We start from the raw sequence: 24,819 nt of genomic DNA, 5'->3' as shown, positions 1-24,819 counted from the left end.
ACGAATATTCATCATTAAATAAATATATTTTTTTTATATTTGCATTGTGAAAATGGGAAAAAGACATTTCGATTATAACAGGTTATGTCTGTGAAGACATACAATCAGTTTTTTTAAATGCCTTCACTACTTAAAAATTTAAATCAAAAAAATAATTGAATAAACAATTTATATCATGAGATGTTTTAAAACGATTCTGTTTGCACTACTATTATGTCCTATCGCTATTGCTGCGCAAGGATGGAATAACAACACATACAAACAGATTGAACAAAGAGTGAAACAACCAGAGTTTCTAAACCAGAGTTTTATAATCACCAAGTATGGAGCAGGATCTAAACTTTCTGCTGCTAAGAATCAGATTGCAATTAACAAAACTATTCTTGCATGTTCTAAAGCTGGGGGAGGAAAAGTAATAATTCCTTCTGGTACATGGAACACAGGTGCAATTACACTAAAAAGCAATGTAAATCTTGTTGTTGAGAAAGATGCACATATAATTTTTGCTTTTGACACGAGCCTCTACCCTATTGTAAAAACGCGTTGGGAAGGCATGGACTGCATGAACTATCAACCTTGCATATACGCTTATGGAGAAAAGAACATCGCTATTACAGGTGAAGGTACCATTGATGGCAATGGAAGCGTGAATACATGGTGGAAGATGTGTGGAAAAGATTGGTTCAAAGCAAATGAGAAAGTTACGGAAAATCAAAATATAGGTAGGCCAAAATTATTTGAGTTCGTAGAAAACGGAACTTCTATAGAGAAACGCAACATGAAGGGATTAGGAATGCGTCCGCAACTAATCAACCTATATAAATGTGAAAACATTCTTATCGAAAATGTTACTCTACTCAACTCTCCATTCTGGGTTATACATCCATTACTATCAAAAAACATCACTGTAAAGGGTGTTAAAGTTTGGAACAATGGTCCTAATGGTGACGGTTGTGATCCAGAAAGCTGTGAAGACGTAATAATAGATGGCTGCAATTTCCATACTGGTGACGACTGTATTGCCATAAAGAGTGGAAGAAATGCTGACGGAAGAAAATGGGATATTCCAAGTAAGAACATCATTGTTAGAAACTGCGTGATGGAAGACGGACACGGAGGTGTTGTTATTGGTTCAGAAATCTCAGGCGGATGCAACAACGTGTTTGTTGAAAACTGCAAAATGGACTCACCAAACTTGGAACGTGTATTGCGTATAAAGACAAATTCATGTCGTGGAGGATTGACCGAAAATATATATATGCGTAATGTAGAAGTTGGACAATGCCGTGAAGCCGTATTGCGAATCAACCTGAATTATGAGCCAAAAGAAGCAGCAAAGCGTGGTTTCAACCCTACAGTCAGGAATGTATATATGGAAAATGTAACATGCCAAAAAAGCAAATATGGCATATTGCTCAACGGACTAGATGATGCCGACAACATATATAATATAAATGTAAATAACTGCACATTTAATGGTGTACAAGACCAAGATATCATGCGTACAGGTAAAAGTCATGATATAAATATTGAAAACACTTTTATCAACGGTTCGTTGGTTTTGCTTGATAAGCCTTTCAAGAATTATAGCGAATGGCTGGTTGCATCAGAAATGAAAAGAACTGCTCATCCATACCTTCTTGATTTCTCTACTAAACCCAAATGGAGTTACGTTATGGGAATTGAACAAGAAAGCATGCTTGATACTTATGAGAAATATAAGAACCCAGAAATATTGAATTATCTCAAAGAGTATCCTGCAAAGATGATTGATCCAAAAGGCAACATCACTGGATATGAATATAAAGACTTCAATCTTGATAACGTTCGTACAGCCAAATTCATACTTAGAATGAATAATCTACAGCCTGAAAAGAATATAGATAAAGCTTTAAAGACATTATTCAAACAATTAAAAAACCAACCACGTACAAAAGAGGGAGTTTGGTGGCACAAAGCAATTTATGCAAACCAAGTTTGGCTAGATGGCATATTCATGGGACTACCATACTACACAGCTTATGCAGCGCAAAACATGAGCGCAAAGAAAGCTAACAAATATTTTGATGACGCAGTAAATCAGATCATTAAGACAGACAAGCGTACTTATGACGAATCTACAGGTTTGTGGAAACACGCATGGGATGAAACCCATTCACAATTCTGGGCAAACAAAGAAAATGGACAAAGCCAACACACATGGGCTCGTGCCCTTGGTTGGTATGTTATGGCTATGACTGAAGTTCTTGATGTTCTTCCAGAAAACTATGAACGACGCGGTGAAGTTATCAAACTGTTAAACAAGGCAATGAAAGCAGTTGTGAAATATCAAGATAAGAATACTGGTGTATGGTATGACGTCATGGATGTGAATAGCGACAAGAATTATCTTGAGAGCACAGCATCATCTATGTTCGCATACGTTCTTCTAAAGGGAGTACGCAAAGGCTACCTTCCTGCTGAATTTCAAAAAGCAGGTATAACGGCATACAACGGCATACTAAAACAGTTTGTACGTGTAAATGCTGACAAAACAATAAGTCTGACGAAATGTTGTTCTGTCAGTGGTCTAGGTCCTGGTCCTGGCAAATACGTAAAAACACCTAACTACAAACGTGACGGTAGCTTTGAATACTATATTTCAGAACCTGTACGTGACAATGACGCAAAAGGTGTAGGACCTTTTGTTTGGGCAAGTCTTGAAATGGAGCAAAGCAATCTACCTGTAGAAAATTAACATAGGAAATCAATTAGTGAGACGACGAAAGTAAACACAATAAAAAATGATATGTTAAAATAGCGAGTTTTTCCCATTACAAACATTTTACATATACGAGAACTAACCACAATAGTTAGTTCTTTTTTTATTTCGGCCCTAATTAATTACTAACAATTTTATTATCTATAAATCTGATTATCAACGACTTAACAATTTTTCATATATTATTGTCAATTTGTTAGTTTGATAATTAATATATTTTTATTACTTTTGCGAATGTGAATTTTTACTAATCTAATAAAATCAAAAACGTATGTCTGGTAACTTGAAAAATTTTCGAATTGTGCTAGTCTGCCTTCTGTCGTTATTCGTCGGAAGTTTATCAGCACAAACTATCAAAGGTACAGTTAAGGACAATACCGGTGAACCAATTATCGGTGCAACTGTTATGGAACAGGGAGTACAAGGTAATGGCGGTGTAACCGACATTGACGGTAGCTTTACATTAAACCTAAAAGGCAACACTAAGAAAATTAAAGTTTCGTATGTTGGTATGAAACCACAAGTCGTAAATGTTGCAGGAAAAAACTCTATCAAAGTAACTCTTGACGATGAGGCAACAAGCCTTAACGATGTCGTCGTAATCGGTTATGGTTCTGTCAAGAAGAAAGACTTGACCGGATCTGTTGCCACAGTAAACAGTGAGGCTCTGCAAGCTGTACCTGTAGCCAACGCAGCAGAAGCGTTAACAGGAAAGATGGCTGGTGTACAGATCACAACAACAGAAGGTTCGCCTGATGCAGAAATGAGGATTCGTGTGCGTGGTGGTGGTTCTATCACACAGAGCAATGAACCTCTATTCATCGTAGACGGTTTCCCTGTTGAAAGTATCAGTGACATTCCAGCAAATGACATCGAAGACATCACAGTATTAAAAGATGCCTCTTCAACGGCTATTTATGGTTCTCGTGGTGCCAACGGTGTTATCCTAGTAACAACAAAGAGCGGTAAAAGCGGTAAAGTTAAGGTTAGCTATAACGCTTATTACAGTTTTAAGAAAATCGCTAAAAAACTAGATGTTCTTAACGCTAGAGATTATGCTACATGGCAATATGAACTTGCACAGTTGAAGGGTGGTGAATCAATATCTAACTATGAAAATTTCTTTGGTTCATATCAAGATCTTGACTTATATGATGATGTCGCAACTAACAATTGGCAGGACATAACATTCGGTCGCACTGGTCACACCTTCAACCACAACGTCAATATCAATGGTGGCACAGATGCATTGAAGTATGCTTTCAGTTATGCCCACATGAACGATAAGGCGATTATGCTTGGAAGTAACTACAAGCGCGATAACTTCTCTTTGAAGTTAAACACCAAACCAACAAAGAATACTACATTTGATTTACAAGCTAGGTATTCTATGACTAACATTCGTGGTGGTGGTGCTAATGATGCTACAAGTTCATACGACTCTGATAAACGTTTGAAGTATTCAGTAATTTATACACCTTTCCCAATAAATAACTTAACTTCTGATTCAGGTTCTGGCGACGACGACCTTGGTAACCTATATAATCCTGTACAGTCTGTTTATGACAACGACCGTTTGCAGAACAGAAAGAATCTTAACTTAGCTGGCGATTTCGGCTGGGAGATATTTGATAACTTCACAGCAAAAACTGAGTTCGGTTACGACCTTACATCAAACTACGACAAGAGATTCTGGGGTACTACTACATATTATGTAAAGAATGTACCCGCAAGCGAAAATCAGAATATGCCTGCTACACAACTTCAGCAGACTGACCGTCATAGTTTCCGCAATACTAACACTATTAGTTATGATTTCAAGAAGTTGCTCAATAACAAAGATCACAGCCTTAACATAATGTTAGGTCATGAGTATATCATAACAAAAGAAAGAGTAAACACAAACATCATTCACGGCTTCCCTGTAAACTACATGGCTGAAGATGCATGGAGACTCTCTACACAGGGTACTCCTTATATGATTAAAGACTATTACTCTCCTGACGATAAATTGTTATCATTCTTTGGACGAGCTAACTATAATTTCAAGGATAAGTATCTTTTAAGCGCGACATTCCGTGCAGATGCTTCTTCTAAGTTCTCTAAAGAAAACCGTTGGGGATATTTTCCTTCAGCTGCTGCTGCTTGGCGTATATCTTCAGAACCTTTCATGAAGGGTACATCAAAATGGCTTGATGACTTAAAACTTCGTTTCAGTTACGGTACTGCCGGTAACAACAATATTCCATCAGGACAGTTAACACAGGTGTATGAAAACAATACTACATCTTGGGTAAACGGTATCAGTAACTATTGGGCACCTTCTACTTATATGTCAAATCCTGACTTGAAATGGGAGACTACAATTACACGTAACCTTGGTCTTGATTTCACTCTTTGGGGTGGAAAATTAACTGGTTCTGTTGAGGCATACCTTAACACGACAAAAGACTTACTTATCGCCTTCCCTGTATCAGGAACAGGATATGACTACCAATACAGAAACATGGGTAAGACAGAGAATAAAGGTCTTGAGGCATCTTTCACTTGGCATGCAGTAAATGCTAAGAACTGGGGAATTGATTTAAATGGAAACATTGGTTTCAATAAGTCTAAAATCAAAAGTCTTGGTATGATGAACGACTTTGGAGCAGAAAGCTATTGGGCTTCATCTGAAATAGGAAACGACTATTGGATAGCTGTAGGAGGTTCTGTTGGTCAGATGTACGGTTATAAGTCAGCAGGCAGATATGAAGTTGATGACTTCACTGGTTATGACGCAACAAAAAAGAAATGGATACTCAAGAGCGGTGTAGCTGATGCTACAAGTGTTGTAGGTCAGGTGCGTCCAGGTTCAATGAAGCTGGCAGATCAGCTAACAGTAGATACAGACGGTGATGGTAAACCAGATGCAGGTGACGGTAAGATTGATACAAGTGATAAAACTATCATCGGCAATGCTAACCCTGATTTCACTGGTGGTTTCGGCATCAATGCCCATGCTTATGGATTTGACTTAAGTGCAAACTTTAATTTCAGTGTTGGCAACGATATATACAATGCCAACAAGATTGAGTTCTCAACAACAGGCAAATACCAATACCGTAACATGTTAAGCACAATGGCTGCTGGTAGCCGTTGGACAAATCTTGATCCTGCAACAGGTCTGATTACAAACGACCCTGCGAAATTAAAAGAACTTAATGCAACAACAACAGAGTTCTCTCCATACACAAACAGAATGGTATTCTCTGACTGGTCTGTAGAAGACGGATCTTTCCTTCGTCTTAACACATTGACGCTTGGCTATACAATACCTCAGCTCGTTACAAACAAAATGGGCATAAACAGTCTTCGTTTCTATGTTACAGCTTACAATGTGTTCTGCATCACAAGTTATTCAGGTTATGATCCTGAAGTTTCAACAATGCGCAGAACAAACCTTACACCTGGAGTTGACTACTCTGGATACCCAAAGAGTCGTCAGTTTGTTATTGGTTTGAACTTGAATTTCTAATACGCAGGAGGATTTAACAATGAAAAAATATATAAAACTATCAATACTTGCATTATCATTAGCCGGACTAAGTTCTTGCGATATGGATGCACCAAACCAATCTTCGCTTGACCCTAGTGTTGTTGGATATACTGAAAAAATGGCTGAATCTGCCATAATGGGTATTCACCAGTCATTTGGAGAGACTAATTCATATCGTGGTCGTTTCATTCCATATTACGGAATGAATACCGATGTTGAGATGATAAACATCCCTACTTTGGCACAAACTCCAGACGGTGCAAAGTATGACCTATGTGCTTACAATGCTACACCAAACAATACTCTTATGAATACATCAAACAATGCGTATGCAAAGTTTTATGAAGGTATTGAACGTGCCAACATGGTAATAGATGCGATAAAGCAATATGGTGACCCTGCAAATCGTCCAGAAATGGCGCAATTGCTCGGTGAGGGCATGACTCTTCGTGCCGTACTTTATCTTGACTTGATAAAAGGATGGGGAGATGTTCCTGCACGCTTTGAGCCTATTTCGACTAATACAATGTATCAGGAACGCACAGACCGTGATTCTATCTACGTAAGACTGCTTTCCGACCTCAAGGAGGCCGAAGATATGATGCCTTGGCCTAACGACAATGATAAGACTAAGAACGTAGAACGTGTCAGCAAGTCTTTTGTAAAGGGACTTCGTGCACGCATCGCACTCTATGCAGCTGGATTTAGTTACCGTGCAGACGGAACTGTAAGAAGGAGTAACGCTCCAGCCCTCTCTGTGGACAACATGTATAAGATTGCACGTGACGAATGTGAAGACGTCATCAACAGCGGAAAGAATAAATTAGGTGACTTCAAGACAAACTTTACAAACCTTTGTATGGACAAAACTGATGCGGGTAACGAAAGTCTCTGGGAAGTTCCTTTCTCTGACGGTCGTGGACGTGTACTATATACTTGGGGCGTTAAGCATAATGCCAAAGACCAGTACACAAAGCAGGCACAAGGCGGTGTAAACGGTCCTTTACCTTATTTGTATTATGATTACGACAATGAGGATGTTCGTCGTGACATTACTTGTGTACCATACGACTGGAGCAACGAGTCACAATCAAAGCAGCAGCTGCGCAAAGTAAGCAAATGGTGTTTCGGCAAACTCCGCTACGAATGGATGGGCCGCATCGTTACATCGACAAACGATGACGGTGTCAACTTCCAATATATGCGAATGGCTGATATTTATCTAATGGCAGCAGAAGCCATTAACCAACTTAGTGGTCCTAGCGATGCATGGGGATATATGGAACCAGTGTTGTCACGCGTATTGCCAGCAGAGAAGGTTGCTACTCTTAAAAATAAATATACAGCAAACAAAGACGCATTCTTCAATGGTATTGTTGAACAGCGCGGACTTGAATTTGCAGGTGAGCAACTTAGAAAAGCTGACCTTATACGTTGGAACCTTATTGATGACAAACTTGCTGAAGCAAAAACAAAGATGCAGGCATTAAGAACTCGCACTGGTGCTTACGCGGACTTACCAGGAAGTGTATATACCAAGACTGCTGCAGATGGCGAGACCCTTATTATCTATGGTCTTAATCATGGAGATACAGATGATGAAGGTGCAAACCTTGTTAGCTTGAATGGATACGAAAAGACTTCATGGCTTGAACCAGACTCTAAAACTGGTGTATTAAAGATTGATGATGATCTCATTAACGGTCTATATATCAATACGCCAAGTACACATGCAATCTGGCCTATCTGGCAAACATTCGTTGACAACAGTAATGGTAAGCTAAACAACACATGGCTCGGATTTTAATATATAAAATTCCTAAGATTATGAAGATTATAAATAACATATCAAAATACCTGCTTGGACTTGCGACCATCATTTCAGTAAGTTCTTGCAGTAATCCAATGGACGAGATAACAAGTTTAATTCTCGACCGAAACTATGCTCCAGTAGAACTGACTGCAAAAGTTGTCAACAAGACGAACGTAAAACTTACTTGGCAAAAATCTAATGCAGACAGCTATACCATTGAAGTATTCCAAGATGACAGTCTTACTTTTGCAGGAACTCCTGTGAAAACAATTACTGGCGTTCTAGCCAGCGCCATACCTTACACAGTAAGTAGTCTGCAAGGTGAGACAAAATACTCATTCAGAATAAAAGCCATTACAAAGGATGATTCATCAAGAGACTCTAAATGGAGTACGGCTTATGCTGAAACTGATCCTGAAAACATTCTCAGTGCTGTAAATGAAGAGACTGATATCACTGCAACGACTGTAACTTTGAAATGGCCAGCTGGAGAAACTGCTACTTCTATTGTGGCTACAGAGGATGGTTCAGTCGCATCAAATGTAATCTCACACACTATAACAGCAGATGAAATTGCTGCTGGAACGGCAACAATAAGTGGGCTTTCTCCTGAAACCAGCTACACGATCAAACTGTATAATAACACTAAGACAAGAGGTACCGTAAGTGTTAAGACTGCGATTGATTTAGGTGGAGCAACTCTTGTAAAAGCAGGTAGTGACCTTAAAACTAGTATTGACAATGCAAAAGATGGTGACGTATTGGCTTTGATGCCTGGTAACTATCCTATAAACACAATAGACGGCAACATGCCTCTGAACAAGAGCATCGCTATCAAGTCAGTACGCTCTTACGACAAGGCTATAATACAAGGCGGTTTCCAACTCAGTGACGGTGCAACACTTAGTTTGACACAGCTGGTTCTTGACGGAAACAACAATGCTACCATCAAGTATGTTGCAGACTATAAGACAGCTGGCAAATTTGGTGATCTAACTATTGAAGGTTGCGAAGTTAAAGGATATACAGGTGGTGTTTACTATGTGAATGTTGCATCAGATATTACGAACTTAAAAATAAACAATTGTATCATTCATGACATTAGCACCGCAAGTGACTTCCTTGATTGTAGAGCAGGTGCAATACACAACTTGACATTTACAAACAACACTGTTTACGCTATCTCTTGTCGTGATTTCTTTAGATATGATAACAAGGCTAGCAGTTTCCCTGGAGTAACTCCATACATCAGCGTTGACCACAACACACTTGACGGTTTGGCTTCAGTAAATAAGGGTGTATTCTATGTAAGATTTACAGGAAGTACGGTAGCCTTTACAAACAATATCGTAAGTAACTCTACTGGTGTATTCTGTAAATTTGCAACAACAGTTATTCCGAGTTTCAGTGGTAACAACTACTATAACTCACCAAACTTTGTTCTGGCGACTGATGATAAAACAAATCCAGGTATAACCGTCTATGATAATACTGGTACTAGTTACAATCCTAGCTATGCAGACTATGCAAATCATGACTTCACAGTAAAGAGCGATGATTTGAAATCTTCAAAGACAGGTGACCCTCGTTGGATTAAATAAGGATATTCTTATTAAACAATAAATCAAGTAGGAGAATACATTTTGTATTCTCCTATTTTTATATTCTCCCCCCATCCTACTAGTCTCAAAGACACAGCTACAAAAAAAGGCTTCTTGAATGCAACCAATATCATAACTCTTTCGGTTATAAAAGATAAGTGGGTGCCATGAGGCTTCTTACTTGCGTTTTTTTCGCATTTTTAGCTATAAAGCTAAAAGATCTCTTGCAAAGCCCATAAACATTGGAATTAACGATACGTAGCTAGGTCAATTTGGCTTCGATTAGCTACGTTTTAGCAATGTTATCTATTTCTGCTTATATAATGTACGTGCATACACGCGCATACCTAGGGTTTTGAAAAATACAAGTGTCAAAGTGTCAACTGAATGAATATCAATATTTTATCGACGAATTTGACTAAATAAAGTGACGGTTATTCAACCGTCATATTTCGAGTTTTGCATGCGTTTCTATATAGAAACGGAACTCTTTCCATATAGAAACGCAAACGTTTCTACGATGTTTTACCTCCTATTGCTTCGTAAAACGTAATGCAATATAACGTAAAACGCAATGCAAAACGGAACAAAAAACTTCGTGAAGCGCAATGTAATATGATAAAATTTTCCACCCATATTTTACCGACGAATAACCGTCACTTCATTCGACTCGAAAAGATGCCTAACAAATTGATGCTCAGCGAATAGACACTTCGACACTTTTTTTTACGTAAAATTCAGAGTGTGCGCACGTACGCACGTGTATTATAATGTGTAGCACCAAACTTTGGCTAACTACCTAACCTAAATCTGATTGCATGGACAAAAATCTTGTAGTATCTTTGCAAAGAATTCAACGGAATTCGGCAGAATATTTAAACAAGCTTGAACATTCTGCTCCTGTTTACGGTATCTATTTCCACATCCTCAGTTCCTCAGATACAGCTAACAGTTCTTTGACAAATTTACTCACAGAAAAATTCAATCTATAAAACGGCACAAGTTGACGTAGCTTGAACGTAATAAATAAGTTGCCTCATCTTACTCAATCGCTGACATTCAAATGAATAAGAATCAATAATTAATTCCATTCAGAGATATAACCTACAAGCGTAATTAATTAATTTCGACAAATACATTCCTTGTTTCGGAAAAAATATCTATATTTGTATTATTGAAAAATAAAGAACATGAAACATAAAGCTACATTAATCGTTATGATGGCTATTACATTGCTTGCTTCTTGCAACAGAAACAAGACAGATGAAACAGCTAAGCAGGTAGATACAATACCAGAAATGGTGATGCATATACAAAAATGCTCACGACTATATACTGCAGAATACACATTCCACAAGATTATAACTCATCAGGATAAAAAAACAATCAAGGCTTCGCTATTTAAAACAGACATGAGCTTTGATATTCCAATGAGCGAAAGAAAGATTGCAATCCCTATGGACGCAACCGTAAAAGCATATATCGACTTCTCTAACTTTTCAGAAAAGAATATAACAAAGTATGGCAACAAAATCGAAATTACACTACCCGACCCACGAATCATAATGACAAGTTCTAAAATAAATCATGAAGATATTAAGAAAGATGTCAGTTTGATGCGCTCAAACTTCAGTGACGATGAACTGCTAAGTTATGAAAAACAAGGACGAGACCAAATAATAAAAGCTATTCCCCAAACTGATATTCTTGAAAGAGCAAAGATGAACGCAGCCAACAACATCATACCAATGATTAAACTAATGGGATATGACGAAAAAAATATAACCATTAATTTCAGAAAGGATTTTAGCAACAATATAAACAACCTTATTGATAAGACGACAATTGAACATGGGAAATAAAAATAAATCAAAACTCAGCATAATGTCTATTATCCGCAATATTACGGTAAATCCATTACTTCAAGTTGCGATAATCGCTATAGCAGTCATCATTGTTATAACTGGACTGTATTGGCTAAACAAGGATAATAGCATAAGCATTGAAGAAAACAAGAAGATTGACCTTACGCCAACAATGATAAAATCTATTGAAGACATAGGTGAATGGGAATTTCTGCAGATAAATGATGAAGAGTTGGCTGATACAACTAAGCAAGGTTTCTTTGGAGACAGTGAACTCGTCAGAATATATTACGGGACACTTAGACTAGGAATCAATCTGCACGAAACAAATAAAGACTGGCTAAAAGTAGACAACGACACCATAAAGGCAACACTGCCACAGATAAAGTTGCTTGATAATGATTTCATTGATGAGGCAAGAACAAAGCCATTCTCAGAAACAGGAACATGGACCGACAAAGACCGTAAAGCATTATACACAAAGGCATACAAAGCGATGAAAAGCCGGTGCATGACAACAAAAAACATTAATAAAGCTAAGGATAACGCAAGAATACAGTTTGACAACATATTGCACTCCATGGGATTTGAATATGTAAAAATACGATTTGACAAGTGACAATAAATAAAGGACCCGCCAGCATATCTGCTAGCGGGTCCTTTCTCACTAAATCAACAAAAACCATTTAAACCCATCCACGCTATGTGGGAAATCAAAATCTAATCTATCAAAACACAATAATCAAAACTTTCTAAACATTTTAAGTCTAATCGTGTACCTAAAAACATTGAATCTATTTTATTTTTATAATAGCTTGGAGAAAGTACATAACCACAATCAAATGATTTATGTGAACTCCAATCACAATGCAAAGATAAGACTAAATTTCCCCCATTGTTCTGATAATTGTCAATATTAGCGCAAATCGTTGAGCAAACGATTGCATAGTTTGAATATGTTAGTTTTTATTCAGCATCCCTGCCTGTAGCTATAAAATAAGCCGTCTTGCAATCCAGATAGTTACATACCGTTTCAGTATATTTATCTAAAGACTGCTGATTACTAGTCTGGGCATCAAGCAGATCGCTCATTGTTGCAGTGCCAGCCTTATAATAGTCCTCATTCAGACGAAGATTTTCTGTTGATTGTTCGATGCTCTTGCGTGCAACTAAAATCTGTCTATATGAATTATCCAAATCATTGTATGCACTTTGCATCTGTATCATGAGTAATTGACGATTGTCATCCCTGTCCTGGCGTGCAATCTGTTCGGCTATTTTCTGATGCTTCACCTCGTGATTTCCACTCCACCATCCGCTTATTGGGATACTAACAGTTGCCATTCCAACAACATTAGCCTGACCGTTGCCCATCAGATCATGATACAACCCAACAGCTCCTACAGACACAGTTGGCAGCAAAGCTCCTTTTTTAAGTTTCGTCTGGAGTTTGTTAGCCTCAACATTTTTATCCAAAAGTTGTGACTCAACCTTATTGTTCAATGCTGAAGCATGATCAACAAGATAAGTAGATGGTTCAGGAATATTATTTGTCAACGTTGTATCTATCATTACTTCCTCACCATTCATACCAATATATTGCGCCAGAACCATTTTACACAATTTAATACCGTTTTCAACTTTTAATCTGTTACCAAGCAATTCATTCTGTTTCAATTCTACTGTCAACATATCTTTTTTTGTAGACAAGCCAGCTTTGTATGCATTTTCAGCATCATTATGAATACGCTTCAACTGAGCATCAGCCTTTTCTATGGTTTTAAGTTTTCCATAAAGAGTTAGCAGTTGATTATAGTATGTCTCTGTTGTTGATATAATCTCATCTTCAGACTGTCTTATCTGAAGTTTCTTAACATCAGTCTGCAACTTAGCCAATTTATTACCAGCCGTAATCTGTCCGCCAGCATAAATAGGTTCCATAGCCATTATCTGCGCCATAGCCCCATTTTTCAACATATTAAATGAGTAAGAAGATGGCAATGCAGCTAAAGCAGCAGGATTCAATCCCATCTGTGAAACGATAGCTCCCAATTTTCCTTGCTCTTCTGCAGACAGACTTACATCTTTTTTTATCATATAATCACTGGCTTGGAAATAAAGAGCACCAGCCGTTACAGTAGGCAGATATTTAGAAAATGCATTCTTTTCCGTCTCCAGAGCCTGACTTACTCCAAGTTTAGCATCCTTGATCTTTACATTGTTTTGCATTGCCAAGTCACGGCATTCTTTCAATGTATATATCTTTTGTGCGTGTATTGGCAAAATCATACCAACTGATAATATTATTATTGATAATCTTTTCATCATAATTATTATAAATATTGTTGTCTATTCAGTTTCTGCACTTACGATACTCTGTATAAGCTTTGCACGCTCTTTCTCATTCTTTAAATGACGTTTCTTATCTTCTATGCGGAATATCATCCAATATCCAACAGGTATCATTGTGAGAATAAAGAACATAGCCATGATTGTACCAAAGCATACAACGACTCCCATAGGTCCCCACATTGGTGAGTTTTGTATCACCATAGGAACAACTCCCATTGATGCAGCAGCACTCGTGAGGAATACAGGGCGCATACGTCTTTCTGCAGCCTGAAGAGCTGCATGCTTAGCACTGATTCTATTATTCTTGCGCAGTTCTTCTGCATAATCAATCATAATGATTCCATTTCTCACTATAATTCCCATAAGCGATATCATTCCAAGTACACCTGTCAAACTTACATCCTGATGCATTATATAAATACCCAAAGCTGCTCCTAGCAGAGAGAACAGAAGTGAAAACATTATCAGTACAGACATACGTATGTCTCTGAAATGGAAAATCAGTATCACGAATATAATAATAATAGATATCGACAAACCACCATATATCTGTGGTCCGTTTTCATCATCACTCGCACGCTGTCCACCAGCTTTCATTGTTACATCTTTACCAGATAGTGATTTTAAAGATGCTAACGTTCTATCCGTAACTGTATTTAGATTTACACCTCTACGAACATCAGCGAAAACCGAAATTGTTCTCACTCCATTACGCCTCACAATCATGCTTTCGTGCCAATCAGGTTTCACATTAGCAATCTGATTAAGATGCACATTTACTCCTGGAACTAAACCACTAACCATAGCATTGCTCAAATCATCAGGATTCTGTTTCCCTGATTTTACATCTTTGAGCATTACATTTACAGGATAGTCTCCCTCCCATACAGTTGTTAATGGGATGCCATTGCCAAATCTTGTAGCAAGATTCAGTGACAACATTGTTTTGTTTATGCCTAATCTATTAGATTCATCACTGTTCATTATCACATTTAGTCCACTGGTAGTTCCTTCAAAATTACTTCTTACCAGCAATAAATCACTGTCACGACGCATAATGGTCATGGCACTATCTACAGTCTTATGCAACTGTGCTAGATTGCTACCACTAAATCTAATCTCAACAGGTGATAAAGCATCTGAATAGTCTAATTGTTTAATACGTACTTGAGCATCACTGAAATAATTAGAATACATAGGTGTGAATTTATCAAGCAAAGCCTGTGTATCTTCATCATCTTTAGTATTTACAATAAACTGTGCAAAATTAGTACCGCCAATCTGTGGAGCATAACTAGTCTGAAAGCGAGGAGAACCGCTACCATAGAATGTAGTGATATTAAGTACACGACTGTCTTTCTTCATTAGATGTTGCAAACTATCAGCAACTTGCGCAGTACGTTCAATCGCAGTGCCAGAAGGCATATATATTTCTACAGCGAATTGGTTACGCTCTGCTCTTGGCATAAGTTTCTGCGGAGCTTGTGAAAAGAGAGCTCCTCCTATTATAACAGTAAATACGCCAAAGCCCAATGTAATAAACGGATGTCGGAAACAAGCATTAATCAATATATTATAATAATGCTGTATTATTTCCAAGAAAGATTTATGTTTCTGTTTACTCTTATCTTCTTTTAGACCTTTCTTTATAAATGTATATTGCATCCATGGTACCATGAATAACGCTATTAACAAAGACACACCAAGAACAATAGAGACACCTATCGGGAACCATTTTACGAAATCCAACATCATACCCTTCATCGTTATCAGCAACGGGAAGAATGTAATGGAAATAGCCAACGTGGCACTGAATATTGATGAGAAGAATTCTTTTGCCGACATAGAAGCAGCATGCCATCGACTCATTCCCTGATCAATCTTCTCTATATAGCAGTCTATGATAACAATACTATTATCAACAATCATACCAAGGGTCACAATCAGTGCCGCCAGCGTTACCGTATTCAACTCTATACCAAAAGCATAGAATATTCCCAAAGCAATAAATATCGTAATAGGAATCGTGCCTGCTGCAACGCTCGCCACACGCATAGGCAATAGGAGCATGATGACCACGATGACAGAAACAATCGCTATACACAATTCTTTAAGGAAATCTACAACAGATGAGTTTACTACCTGACTCTGATCAGTTATAGTATATATGCTAACATCTGAAGGCAAATTAGCCTTATACCTATTCATGATATCCTTTACCTTATCACCGAACTGAACAATATTTTTACCTTCGTTCATCTCTAATGATAAGACAATACATTTTTTGCCATTATTTTTGACATAAGAATCTGATTGAGGATATTCACGCTTAATTGTAGCGATATCACGCAAACGTATCACATTGCCTGATGGATCAGAAAAGACAATTTGCTGCGCCACATCATTTTCAGTACTAAGATTAGACACAACGTGTATAGGTCTTACACTGCTTTTATTGTCAACGGCTCCACTTATTATAGTCATGCCTTGTGACTTAAGACTTGCAAGCAATGTTGCTGTGTTCAAACCATAAGTAGAAAGACGGTCACGGTCTACATAAATGCCAATCTGTTCCTGCTGTTCACCATATATTCTCATATTGGCGACCTCTGGAATAGTACGCAGACTATCTTGCAGATTATCCATATAATCATGCAATTGTCGGTAAGTTTTATCTTTACTCTCCAGAGTAATCAACATTGCCGATGTATCACCAAAGTCATCATTTGCTATTAAAGCCAACACCCCCGACGGCAATTCACCTTTAAACTGTTGAAGTCTTATTTTAAATTTACTCCAAAATTCATCCTTATTCTTTATATCGTCATTCAACTCCACAAAAACATAGCACATTCCGTCCTTGCTTTCTGAATATGTCTTTGACTTCTTTATTTCCTTAAATCCCCAAAGAAATTTCTCTAAAGGTTTAGTAACTTGTTCTTCTACTTCAGCTGAAGTGGCACCTGGATAAACCGCTGCTACAACACCTTGACGTACTGTGAATGTTGGGAATTCATTTTTAGGCATATTAATAAGTGAATATATGCCAAAGACAATGAATACAGACACAATCAGTAACATGATGCTACGATTGCGCATAACTCCCTCTACGGGATCAAATCTAGATCGTTTCATCATTGAATCTTTATTTTAGAATCTTCACTTACATTATTCTGTCCACTTACAATTACTTTGTCACCAACATTAAGTCCCATAGTAATGATAATTCCCTGATTACTTACATCACCAGAAGTAACATTGCGACGTTTACTTCTGTTTCCGTCTACGATCCACACGTACGTGCCTTCACCGTCAACTAGTACAGCGTCCTGTGGTACAACAATACTGTTATCATTACCAGAATGATGTATGGAAACATTACATACCATTCCTGGTAGTAGAGCTCTATCGCTATTTGCTATTTCTAATTTTATATCATAAGTGTGACTTAATGGATTAGCCTGAACTCCCTTTTCCTTTACATTTGCTGTAAACATACGGTTATTCAAAGCAGCAACATTAAATTGAACAGACTGTCCAACATGTATATCTGCAATTTCCTTCTCTGGAATAGAAACTTTCACTTTAATCTTATCTAACTTTACTAGCTTAAAGCAACTTTGTCCTGGAAGAACATTGTTACCCATATCTACACTACGCTCAGAAATATAACCACCAAAAGGTGCGCGCAAGACACAATCTCCTAGATTTTTTCTTGCGATACGTTCAGCAGATTGAGCCTGAGCAAGCTGGGTCTGTATCTCGATGAACTTGATTTCTGGTAGACTACCTTTCTTATACAGTAAGTTCATACGACGATATGCATCTTGTGTCTGTGTTAATGTAGATTTAGCTATATCATATGTATTATGTAACGTCTGCTTATCAAGAACTGCCAGTACATCACCTTTGTTAACAAACTTGCCTTCATCTGCAAAGACCTGAGAAACGGTGCCCATTGTAGCAAAACTTAACTGTGAACCATAAGATTCCTCTACTGTACCAACATAAGTCTTGGTTGTAGCTTCATCTGTACCGTTTACCATTAAAACACTTACATTAATAGCTTTTACGCTATTTGTTTTTTTCACGTTGGAACAACTTGATAATACAATCGTTACCATCAAAAATACAATCAATCCTTTTACTTTCATTTCTCTAAATATAAATTTGTTATAAAACGGCACAAAATTAGCGTTAATAGTCATTATTAGCAAGGTTGATAATTGCAGTAAATTGTTCGATTTGCCAAATACCCACTAAAAGTAACAGAAAAATAGCAATACAATGGCTATAAATTAGTATATTTGTCGAGTTAATTATTCATTAAACTATAAATAATGATGTTAGAGAATGATAGTCAAAAATCTCTTCAGCTCCCATTTGAGTTTCATTATGTACCAGATCGATCTGATACATTTATACAGCCAGGTGAAGTTGTCTCAATAGACAACTCCATGGGGATGGTAATATGTCTATGTACTAAAGGTAGTATAGATATAAAGTCTGGGCTAAACAATTATAGCATAAAAGAGAAGGAAATGTTTTTTTATACTCCTGCTGGATTCTTACGTGTGTCCAATGTCAGCGATGACTTTACAGGACTACTAATAAAACCAAAGTTAGACTTCATACTACCTCTGATTTCCAATCTTCTTAATGTGAGAAGTCAGATGTATATACGCGATAATCCAAAACTAACGATGACAGACCAGCAATACAAATATATTTCTGGTTTATTATCATCTATAGAAGAACGAATTAATCATGAGATTTCTTCTGAGATGGATGAACGAAGACGTATGGTTCTTACCGAACTTATAAAATCACAAGCCAGTACATTGTTTTATGAGATATTAAACCAGTATCTTATAAATCAACCGATAGAATTGTCTGCCCCAGACAGAAATGATGAAATCATGCAAAATTTTATTGTAGCACTGGATCTTCATTACAGAAAAGAAAGAAATGTTGCCTTTTACGCAGCAGAGCAATGTCTTTCTTATAGTTATTTCTCTGAGATAATAAAAGCAAAGACTGGCGTTACTGCTCTGAAATGGATTATAAGTCGCGTAATAATAGAGTCAAAACAAATGTTGGAATTTACCAATATCAGCATAAAGGAAATCGCTGACAGACTGAATTTTCCAACACAGACATTTTTCGGTAAGTACTTTAAACAGTATGTTGGAATATCACCTAAAGAATATCGTAAAAGATGCAAGAATCGCAAAGGAGATATTAGTGCCAACAAAATTGAATTTGATTTATATAATTATCTAAGGAATAATGATTAATAATTATTCTTGTTTAGAAAAGAATCGTTTATGATAACTACATCACTTATTATCATAAGAAATCGTGCATACACTCACATGTATGCACGACTATACAAAAAATGATACTAATTAATAACTAATATTGTTAATCTTTATATATCCATCTTTTAAATCAACAGCCTTACCAGTAAGTTCTATTTCACCAGAAGTGTCAGAAGTCTTTAAAACAATCATACAACGTCCAAAGAATGCTTTACGATTATTTGCCTTAAAACGCTCCATTGATGTTTGACTTCCATTATCAACACCTGCAATAGAGGCTTCGCCATTTACATTAAAGAATATCTGATTATCAGCCCAAGGACAAAGGTTATCGTCTTTGTCTACAATTTCAGCCTTAACAAAAACCAATCCACCATGAGTGTTTGAACTCCGGTCTGCTGTAAATCGTATATGATCGGGTGCACCAGCAGTATGTATTGTCTGCTCACGCACGATGTTTCCATTCTTTCTTGCTACAACTCTCACTTCACCAGGTTCAAACTTTACTCTCCACATGACGTGATATTCATGTGGCAGCTTATGGCGCACACCCTGACTGACATTATTGACAAACAATTCTACATCGTCAGCATTATTATAATAGCACCACAGATCTATAGTCTGTCCTGGAATCCAATTCCAATGTGGGAAGAGATGCAACACTGGCTTTGAAGTCCATTCACTCTGATACATGTAGTAAATATCCTTAGGGAAACCTGCTAAATCTATAATTCCAAAATAGCTGCTTCGTGCAGGAAAACTATAAGGAGTCGGTTCACCAATATAATCCCATCCTGTCCAGATGAACTGACCACTCACAAAAGGAGTGTTTTTAACTATATCCCATGTCTGCTCATGAGTGCTACTCCAAGAGGCGTGCATATTATCGTATGCGCTGCACATGAAAGACGGATCTGTATATGGGAGCCACCATTCTTTTGGTGCCTTATAAATGGTATCACTTGGCATGATATAGTTTCCACGAGTCTGCAATGCAGATACCGACTCTGTCATGATAAAAGGTTTGCCTGGAAAATTATGTGGCACATCCTTTATATTACCTATATGATAATTATATCCTATAATATCCAATGCTCCACTCTTAAACAAATTGTTGTCTGGAGAAGGTTCATTGCATCCTGATGTTACGGGGCGTGTTGGATCCAAATGCTTTACTATATCAGCCAATCGGCGTGTGAGCTTTGAATTAATACTCAACTCCTTTCCACCAAGTGAAGAAGCATCATGAGAAGCATTAAGTATCAGGTTTGCCTGCTCTGGAGTTAATTTATCTGCTGAAGCAGAATTCCACTGTTCAAGCACTTCGTTTCCAATGCTCCACATGATAACAGATGGATGATTGCGATCACGAACAACCAAATCAGTCAAATCACGTTCAAACCATTTATCAAAGAAACGAGCATAATCATTCTTCGTCTTTTTTTGATGCCACATATCAAAGCTCTCATCCATGACGATGAAACCAAGAGAGTCACAGGCATCAAGTAATTCAGGGGCAGGCGGATTATGCGAACAACGTATGGCATTGCAACCCATATCCTTTAGAATGGACAATTTACGAATGATAGCATCCTTATGTATCGCAGCACCAAGGCATCCTAAATCATGATGATTACATACACCATTTATTTTCATATTTTTGCCATTAAGCCAAAAGCCGCTAGCTGCATCAAACTTAAAAGAACGGAAACCAAACTTCGTGGTATAAGTATCAACAACTTTCTTTCCACGTAAAAGTTCTGCTCTCAAAAGATACATATTCGGACTATCAACAGACCAAAGGGAAGGATTATTAACTGATAGACGCTGCATGTTTACAGTAACAGTATCGGCTTTAACTAATGAAGCAGAAGACGCAACTGATATAATTCGTCCATGAGAATCAACAATACTATTGCGCACTGTTATTTTCTCTGACGCATTGCAGGTATTGTCTATACTAACATCAATATTAACATTACCATTCTGTGAAGCAGTAACAAAAGTTCCCCAATGGGCAACATGGATATTACCAGTCTCTACAAGATATACATTACGGTAGATGCCACACCCACTATACCATCTACTGTTTGGCTGATCAGAATTATCCACTTTTACCGCAACTACATTGCCATTCTTCCTGACATACTTAGTTATATCATATCTGAAACTGCTATATCCATAAGGTCGTGTACCCAATTCTATGCCATTCACATATACAGTGGAATTCATATACACGCCATCAAAATCAATATAATATCTTTTGGCTTTTGAGTAATCATTTATGTCAAAATGCTTACGATACCAACCTATGCCACCAGGTAATGCTCCGCCACTCTCTCCAGATGGATTTGTAACAAGAAAATCACCCTCAATAGCCCAGTCATGCGGCAAAGTAAGTTTTCGCCAAGAAGAATCTTTATAATTAGGTAATGACATGTTTGTAGAATCAGCCAATTTAAATAGCCAATTGTCAACAAACAATTTACTTTCAACAGCCGAAGCCTTGACTGTAAACAGCAATGCCAATAATAATAAAACTGACTTATTTTTCATTTATTCCAATTTTACAGACAACGATTTTCCTGTGTATTTAACGATAGTACCAGAAATATTGTCAAAGTCTAATGCATTAGCAACAGTCTGTCCCTTACGATGATATACAATATTAAAACGGCGATTCTTAACCATACCGTTATAATTACCATTAAGGTCACCTATTACTAAGGTATTCATCTTATCATTATATGTAAACTTAATGGTAGAATAGTGACCTTTTTCATAATTATAATTAGTACCTTCATCTTCATAGAGAGTAAACTCACCATCATGACCTTGATATACATACAGATTAATAAGTTCGGCAGGCTTTTCATCACTCCACTCCATATCAGGACCAAATGGAATTATTGAACCTTCTGGTACGAATACCGGAATCTTATCATAAGGAGCATCGGCATTAATCGTCTGTCCGCCGGCATAGTATTTATTTGTGTAAAGATCATACCATCCTCTCTGCTTAGGAAGATAAACCTCACGGCTGCGAGCTTTATACACACCAACCGGACAAGCCATTAGAGCAGGACCGAACATCCACTGATTTTTAATGTCATAAACATTGGCATCGCCATTAAAGTCCATCACAAGCGGACGCATAATGGTATAATCATTAAAATGAACAGCACCAGCCAGACTATACATATATGGCATCATGCGATAGCGTAGTTTGTCATAAGCCACAATGGTCTTGTAAGCAGGATGGCTCTCTGGTGCTATATTCCAAACCTCACGCAAAGGCCATTGTCCATGAGTTCTATATAAAGGTATAAAGCATCCAAACTGATTCCATCTAGTCTGAAGTTCTCTCCATTCTTTCAAATCCTCATTTTCCTCACCAGTTTTATCATACAACTGTTGTGCTGCAACATAACGATTTTCTACACAGAAACCTCCTTGATCCATCCCCCAGAAGGGAAGTCCGCTGATACTATAGTTCATTCCCGCTGTCATCTGAGCACGCATATCCTCCCAGCGAGTACCAATATCCCCACTCCATGTTGCTGTGCTGTAACGCTGTTCACCTGCAAATCCACTACGTGTCAAAAGAAACACACGCTGATTTGGATTTACACTGCGCTGACCATTATATATTGCATCGGCATTTACAAGAGAATAAGCATTAAAATACTCGGTAGTAGAACCTAAAGCGGTAGAACCGCTGAGAGCCTTGCGATACCACATAGGAGTACAGTCACGAACATTTGGTTCACTTGCATCCATCCACCATGCATCTATACCAAATTTATATTTACTATATAGATTCTCGTCCATCTGACGCCAAAACATCTTACGGGCACCTGGTGCATAAGCATCATAGAATGAACCTAAATATCCTAACCAGTCATAGATAGAATCTTTCACTGCCTGATGATACATCCAACCATGGGCATCCAACTCTTTATAGTTCTTAACACTGCTATAGAATTTAGGCCAAACAGAAATCATGAAACGACCATTAAGAGCATGAACACTGTCAAGCATTGCCTGTGGATTAGGATAGCGAGAAGACTCAAAAGTATGATCTCCCCAAGAATCGGTCTTCCAATAATTCCAATCCTGAACAATATTATCAATAGGAATATGGCGCTTGCGGAATTCACTCAAAGTAGATTCTATATCGGCACTACTCTTATAACGCTCACGACTTTGCCAGAATCCAAGTGCCCATTTAGGATAAACCTGTGCCTTACCAGTAAGAGTACGGTATCCAGAAATAACATCATCGAGATTTTTGCCTGCGATAAAATAATAATCCATATCAGGAGTCATCTCACTCCATATACTTAGCTTTCCCTGTTCAACCTCACTACGTGGAGAGGCAGCACGAAGTCCACAATAACTGACATCTCCGTCAGGATACCAATCAACGAGCAACTTTGCTTTAACGCCTTTGCGAAGAGGCACAGTGAATTTATATGAATTGGGATTCCATGCTGTACGCCAACGCTGAGGAACAACTTCCTTTCCGTCAACATATACCTTCATATACCCAGCATAATACAAAATAAAACGATATAGATTATCTACAGGAGATTCAATATATCCCTCATAAGTAACATGAGAACCATTAAGTTTAAATCCTTTAGGCAGACATCCTACACCTAAATCTTTCCCAGCTTTAGCTTTAGCCAAATCAGGAAGTGCGAACTCATAGTATATGCTATCTTCGCCACGAACTATTTGATAACCATCTTTCTGGGTATATGTACCAGTTAAAGCGCCTTTATTTCCATCTTTGTCATAAAGGGTAAAGAGGTTGTTAAGTTGTTTATAACCATCAGGATTACCAAAACGGCAATAGCTATAACTATCCCAAAGCAATCCATAATTATGGTTACTTACAACAAACGGCACACTAACTTTAGTATTATATTGGAACAAATCTTCATTCTTACTCTTCATGTTAAGTTCCTCTGACTGATGTTGACCCAATCCATAGAAAGCCTCATCGGCAGGACTGTCAAAAAGAGCATGCCATGATACACCATGCTTTTGAGACTCGGTGAGATGACTGTCTACACCAATTTCACGTTCTGGAACAATAAACGGTGAAAACGTTTTTCCACCAATGTTACTTTCTGCAAGAATAGTTTTGCCTTTTGCATCTTTAAAAGTAACACGACCAGTATTCTCATCAACAAAAGCCTTGATTTCGGAAGTGGAAACAATGACATTCCCACCATTTTCTATCACCTTAAAATTTGATTTTGCATTCTGAGGTACAATAATCAAACTTTGCTTGGGTTTGAATGCCGATTCGTTTGTAGACTCAACACGTATAATTTTGTCGTCAATAACTTGCAGACGAACAATCTTTGCACCATGTGCAGTTTGTTTTTTTACATTAATCGTAATGAAGTTACCATGTTGCGTATATGCTGCTGAATATACAGAAGTGGCACATAGAAACAAGGCAACAGATAATAAAGTTTTTGCGATTTTCATTTCATTTCAGGTTTATTGATTCTACGGCAAAGATACTGTAAAAATCAAACAAACAAATAATAT

The 24,819-nt window shown here is 37.6% G+C and carries 12 protein-coding genes; 7 read left to right on the top strand and 5 right to left on the bottom strand.

What is annotated here, in order from left to right:
• Nucleotides 1-175 precede the first annotated feature (175 nt).
• The 6 genes from prwr041_RS09920 to prwr041_RS09895 all read left to right on the top strand — a co-directional run bounded on the left by prwr041_RS09920 (nucleotide 176) and on the right by prwr041_RS09895 (nucleotide 12,197).
• Complete coding sequence (locus prwr041_RS09920; RefSeq protein ID WP_207153634.1) at nucleotides 176-2,737, top strand: glycoside hydrolase family 88 protein; 2,562 nt, start codon at nucleotides 176-178, stop codon at nucleotides 2,735-2,737.
• Nucleotides 2,738-3,032: 295 nt separating this feature from the next.
• The gene (locus tag prwr041_RS09915) at nucleotides 3,033-6,278 is read left to right on the top strand and encodes a SusC/RagA family TonB-linked outer membrane protein (protein WP_207153633.1); all 3,246 of its coding nucleotides are present in this window, start codon (nucleotides 3,033-3,035) and stop codon (nucleotides 6,276-6,278) included.
• A gap of 19 nt (nucleotides 6,279-6,297) precedes the next feature.
• A complete protein-coding gene (locus tag prwr041_RS09910; RefSeq protein WP_207153632.1) occupies nucleotides 6,298-8,106 on the top strand; it encodes a RagB/SusD family nutrient uptake outer membrane protein in 1,809 nt (602 codons plus the stop codon).
• A 20-nt stretch (nucleotides 8,107-8,126) separates the two neighbouring features.
• The gene (locus tag prwr041_RS09905; RefSeq protein ID WP_207153631.1) at nucleotides 8,127-9,713 is read left to right on the top strand and encodes a DUF4957 domain-containing protein; all 1,587 of its coding nucleotides are present in this window, start codon (nucleotides 8,127-8,129) and stop codon (nucleotides 9,711-9,713) included.
• A 1,190-nt stretch (nucleotides 9,714-10,903) separates the two neighbouring features.
• Nucleotides 10,904-11,575: a DUF4230 domain-containing protein gene (locus tag prwr041_RS09900; RefSeq protein WP_207153630.1), complete on the top strand. Its 672-nt coding sequence runs from the start codon at nucleotides 10,904-10,906 to the stop codon at nucleotides 11,573-11,575.
• Nucleotides 11,565-12,197, top strand: coding sequence for a DUF4230 domain-containing protein (locus tag prwr041_RS09895; protein WP_207153629.1), 633 nt, complete (start codon nucleotides 11,565-11,567; stop codon nucleotides 12,195-12,197). The genes prwr041_RS09900 and prwr041_RS09895 overlap by 11 nt, the downstream gene beginning before the upstream one ends.
• Nucleotides 12,198-12,544: 347 nt before the next feature.
• Here the strand turns inward: prwr041_RS09895 and prwr041_RS09890 are convergent, their stop codons facing one another.
• From prwr041_RS09890 to prwr041_RS09880, 3 genes are read right to left on the bottom strand one after another with little or no spacing between them, the layout of a single operon-like run.
• On the bottom strand, nucleotides 12,545-13,906 hold the full coding sequence (locus prwr041_RS09890; protein WP_237072206.1) for a TolC family protein: 1,362 nt from the start codon (nucleotides 13,904-13,906) through the stop codon (nucleotides 12,545-12,547).
• Nucleotides 13,907-13,927: 21 nt separating this feature from the next.
• Complete coding sequence (locus tag prwr041_RS09885; protein WP_207153628.1) at nucleotides 13,928-17,068, bottom strand: efflux RND transporter permease subunit; 3,141 nt, start codon at nucleotides 17,066-17,068, stop codon at nucleotides 13,928-13,930.
• Complete coding sequence (locus prwr041_RS09880; RefSeq protein ID WP_207153627.1) at nucleotides 17,065-18,084, bottom strand: efflux RND transporter periplasmic adaptor subunit; 1,020 nt, start codon at nucleotides 18,082-18,084, stop codon at nucleotides 17,065-17,067. The genes prwr041_RS09885 and prwr041_RS09880 overlap by 4 nt, the downstream gene beginning before the upstream one ends.
• A 186-nt stretch (nucleotides 18,085-18,270) precedes the next feature.
• On the opposite strand from prwr041_RS09880, the gene prwr041_RS09875 reads away from it, so the two are divergent.
• Nucleotides 18,271-19,227, top strand: coding sequence for a helix-turn-helix domain-containing protein (locus prwr041_RS09875; protein WP_207153626.1), 957 nt, complete (start codon nucleotides 18,271-18,273; stop codon nucleotides 19,225-19,227).
• 111 nt (nucleotides 19,228-19,338) lie between these two features.
• Here the strand turns inward: prwr041_RS09875 and prwr041_RS09870 are convergent, their stop codons facing one another.
• Together prwr041_RS09870 and prwr041_RS09865 are read right to left on the bottom strand one after the other, a co-directional pair.
• A complete protein-coding gene (locus prwr041_RS09870; protein ID WP_207153625.1) occupies nucleotides 19,339-21,807 on the bottom strand; it encodes a glycoside hydrolase family 2 TIM barrel-domain containing protein in 2,469 nt (822 codons plus the stop codon).
• On the bottom strand, nucleotides 21,808-24,756 hold the full coding sequence (locus tag prwr041_RS09865) for a TIM-barrel domain-containing protein (protein WP_207153624.1): 2,949 nt from the start codon (nucleotides 24,754-24,756) through the stop codon (nucleotides 21,808-21,810).
• Between the last annotated feature and the right edge of the window lie 63 nt (nucleotides 24,757-24,819).

Origin of the sequence: Prevotella herbatica, from assembly GCF_017347605.1 — a bacterium.
GTDB lineage: Bacteria > Bacteroidota > Bacteroidia > Bacteroidales > Bacteroidaceae > Prevotella > Prevotella herbatica.
This window is presented reverse-complemented; position numbering and strand designations above follow the sequence as displayed.

What these genes read in the sequence shown, in the direction of transcription:
- prwr041_RS09895 (WP_207153629.1), top strand. Translation starts at nt 11,565, where the DNA reads ATGGGAAATAAAAATAAATCAAAACTCAGCATAATGTCTATTATCCGC.
- prwr041_RS09905 (WP_207153631.1), top strand. Translation starts at nt 8,127, where the DNA reads ATGAAGATTATAAATAACATATCAAAATACCTGCTTGGACTTGCGACC.
- prwr041_RS09880 (WP_207153627.1), bottom strand. Translation starts at nt 18,084, where the DNA reads ATGAAAGTAAAAGGATTGATTGTATTTTTGATGGTAACGATTGTATTA.
- prwr041_RS09870 (WP_207153625.1), bottom strand. Translation starts at nt 21,807, where the DNA reads ATGAAAAATAAGTCAGTTTTATTATTATTGGCATTGCTGTTTACAGTC.
- prwr041_RS09875 (WP_207153626.1), top strand. Translation starts at nt 18,271, where the DNA reads ATGATGTTAGAGAATGATAGTCAAAAATCTCTTCAGCTCCCATTTGAG.
- prwr041_RS09920 (WP_207153634.1), top strand. Translation starts at nt 176, where the DNA reads ATGAGATGTTTTAAAACGATTCTGTTTGCACTACTATTATGTCCTATC.
- prwr041_RS09915 (WP_207153633.1), top strand. Translation starts at nt 3,033, where the DNA reads ATGTCTGGTAACTTGAAAAATTTTCGAATTGTGCTAGTCTGCCTTCTG.
- prwr041_RS09890 (WP_237072206.1), bottom strand. Translation starts at nt 13,906, where the DNA reads ATGATGAAAAGATTATCAATAATAATATTATCAGTTGGTATGATTTTG.
- prwr041_RS09910 (WP_207153632.1), top strand. Translation starts at nt 6,298, where the DNA reads ATGAAAAAATATATAAAACTATCAATACTTGCATTATCATTAGCCGGA.
- prwr041_RS09900 (WP_207153630.1), top strand. Translation starts at nt 10,904, where the DNA reads ATGAAACATAAAGCTACATTAATCGTTATGATGGCTATTACATTGCTT.
- prwr041_RS09865 (WP_207153624.1), bottom strand. Translation starts at nt 24,756, where the DNA reads ATGAAAATCGCAAAAACTTTATTATCTGTTGCCTTGTTTCTATGTGCC.
- prwr041_RS09885 (WP_207153628.1), bottom strand. Translation starts at nt 17,068, where the DNA reads ATGATGAAACGATCTAGATTTGATCCCGTAGAGGGAGTTATGCGCAAT.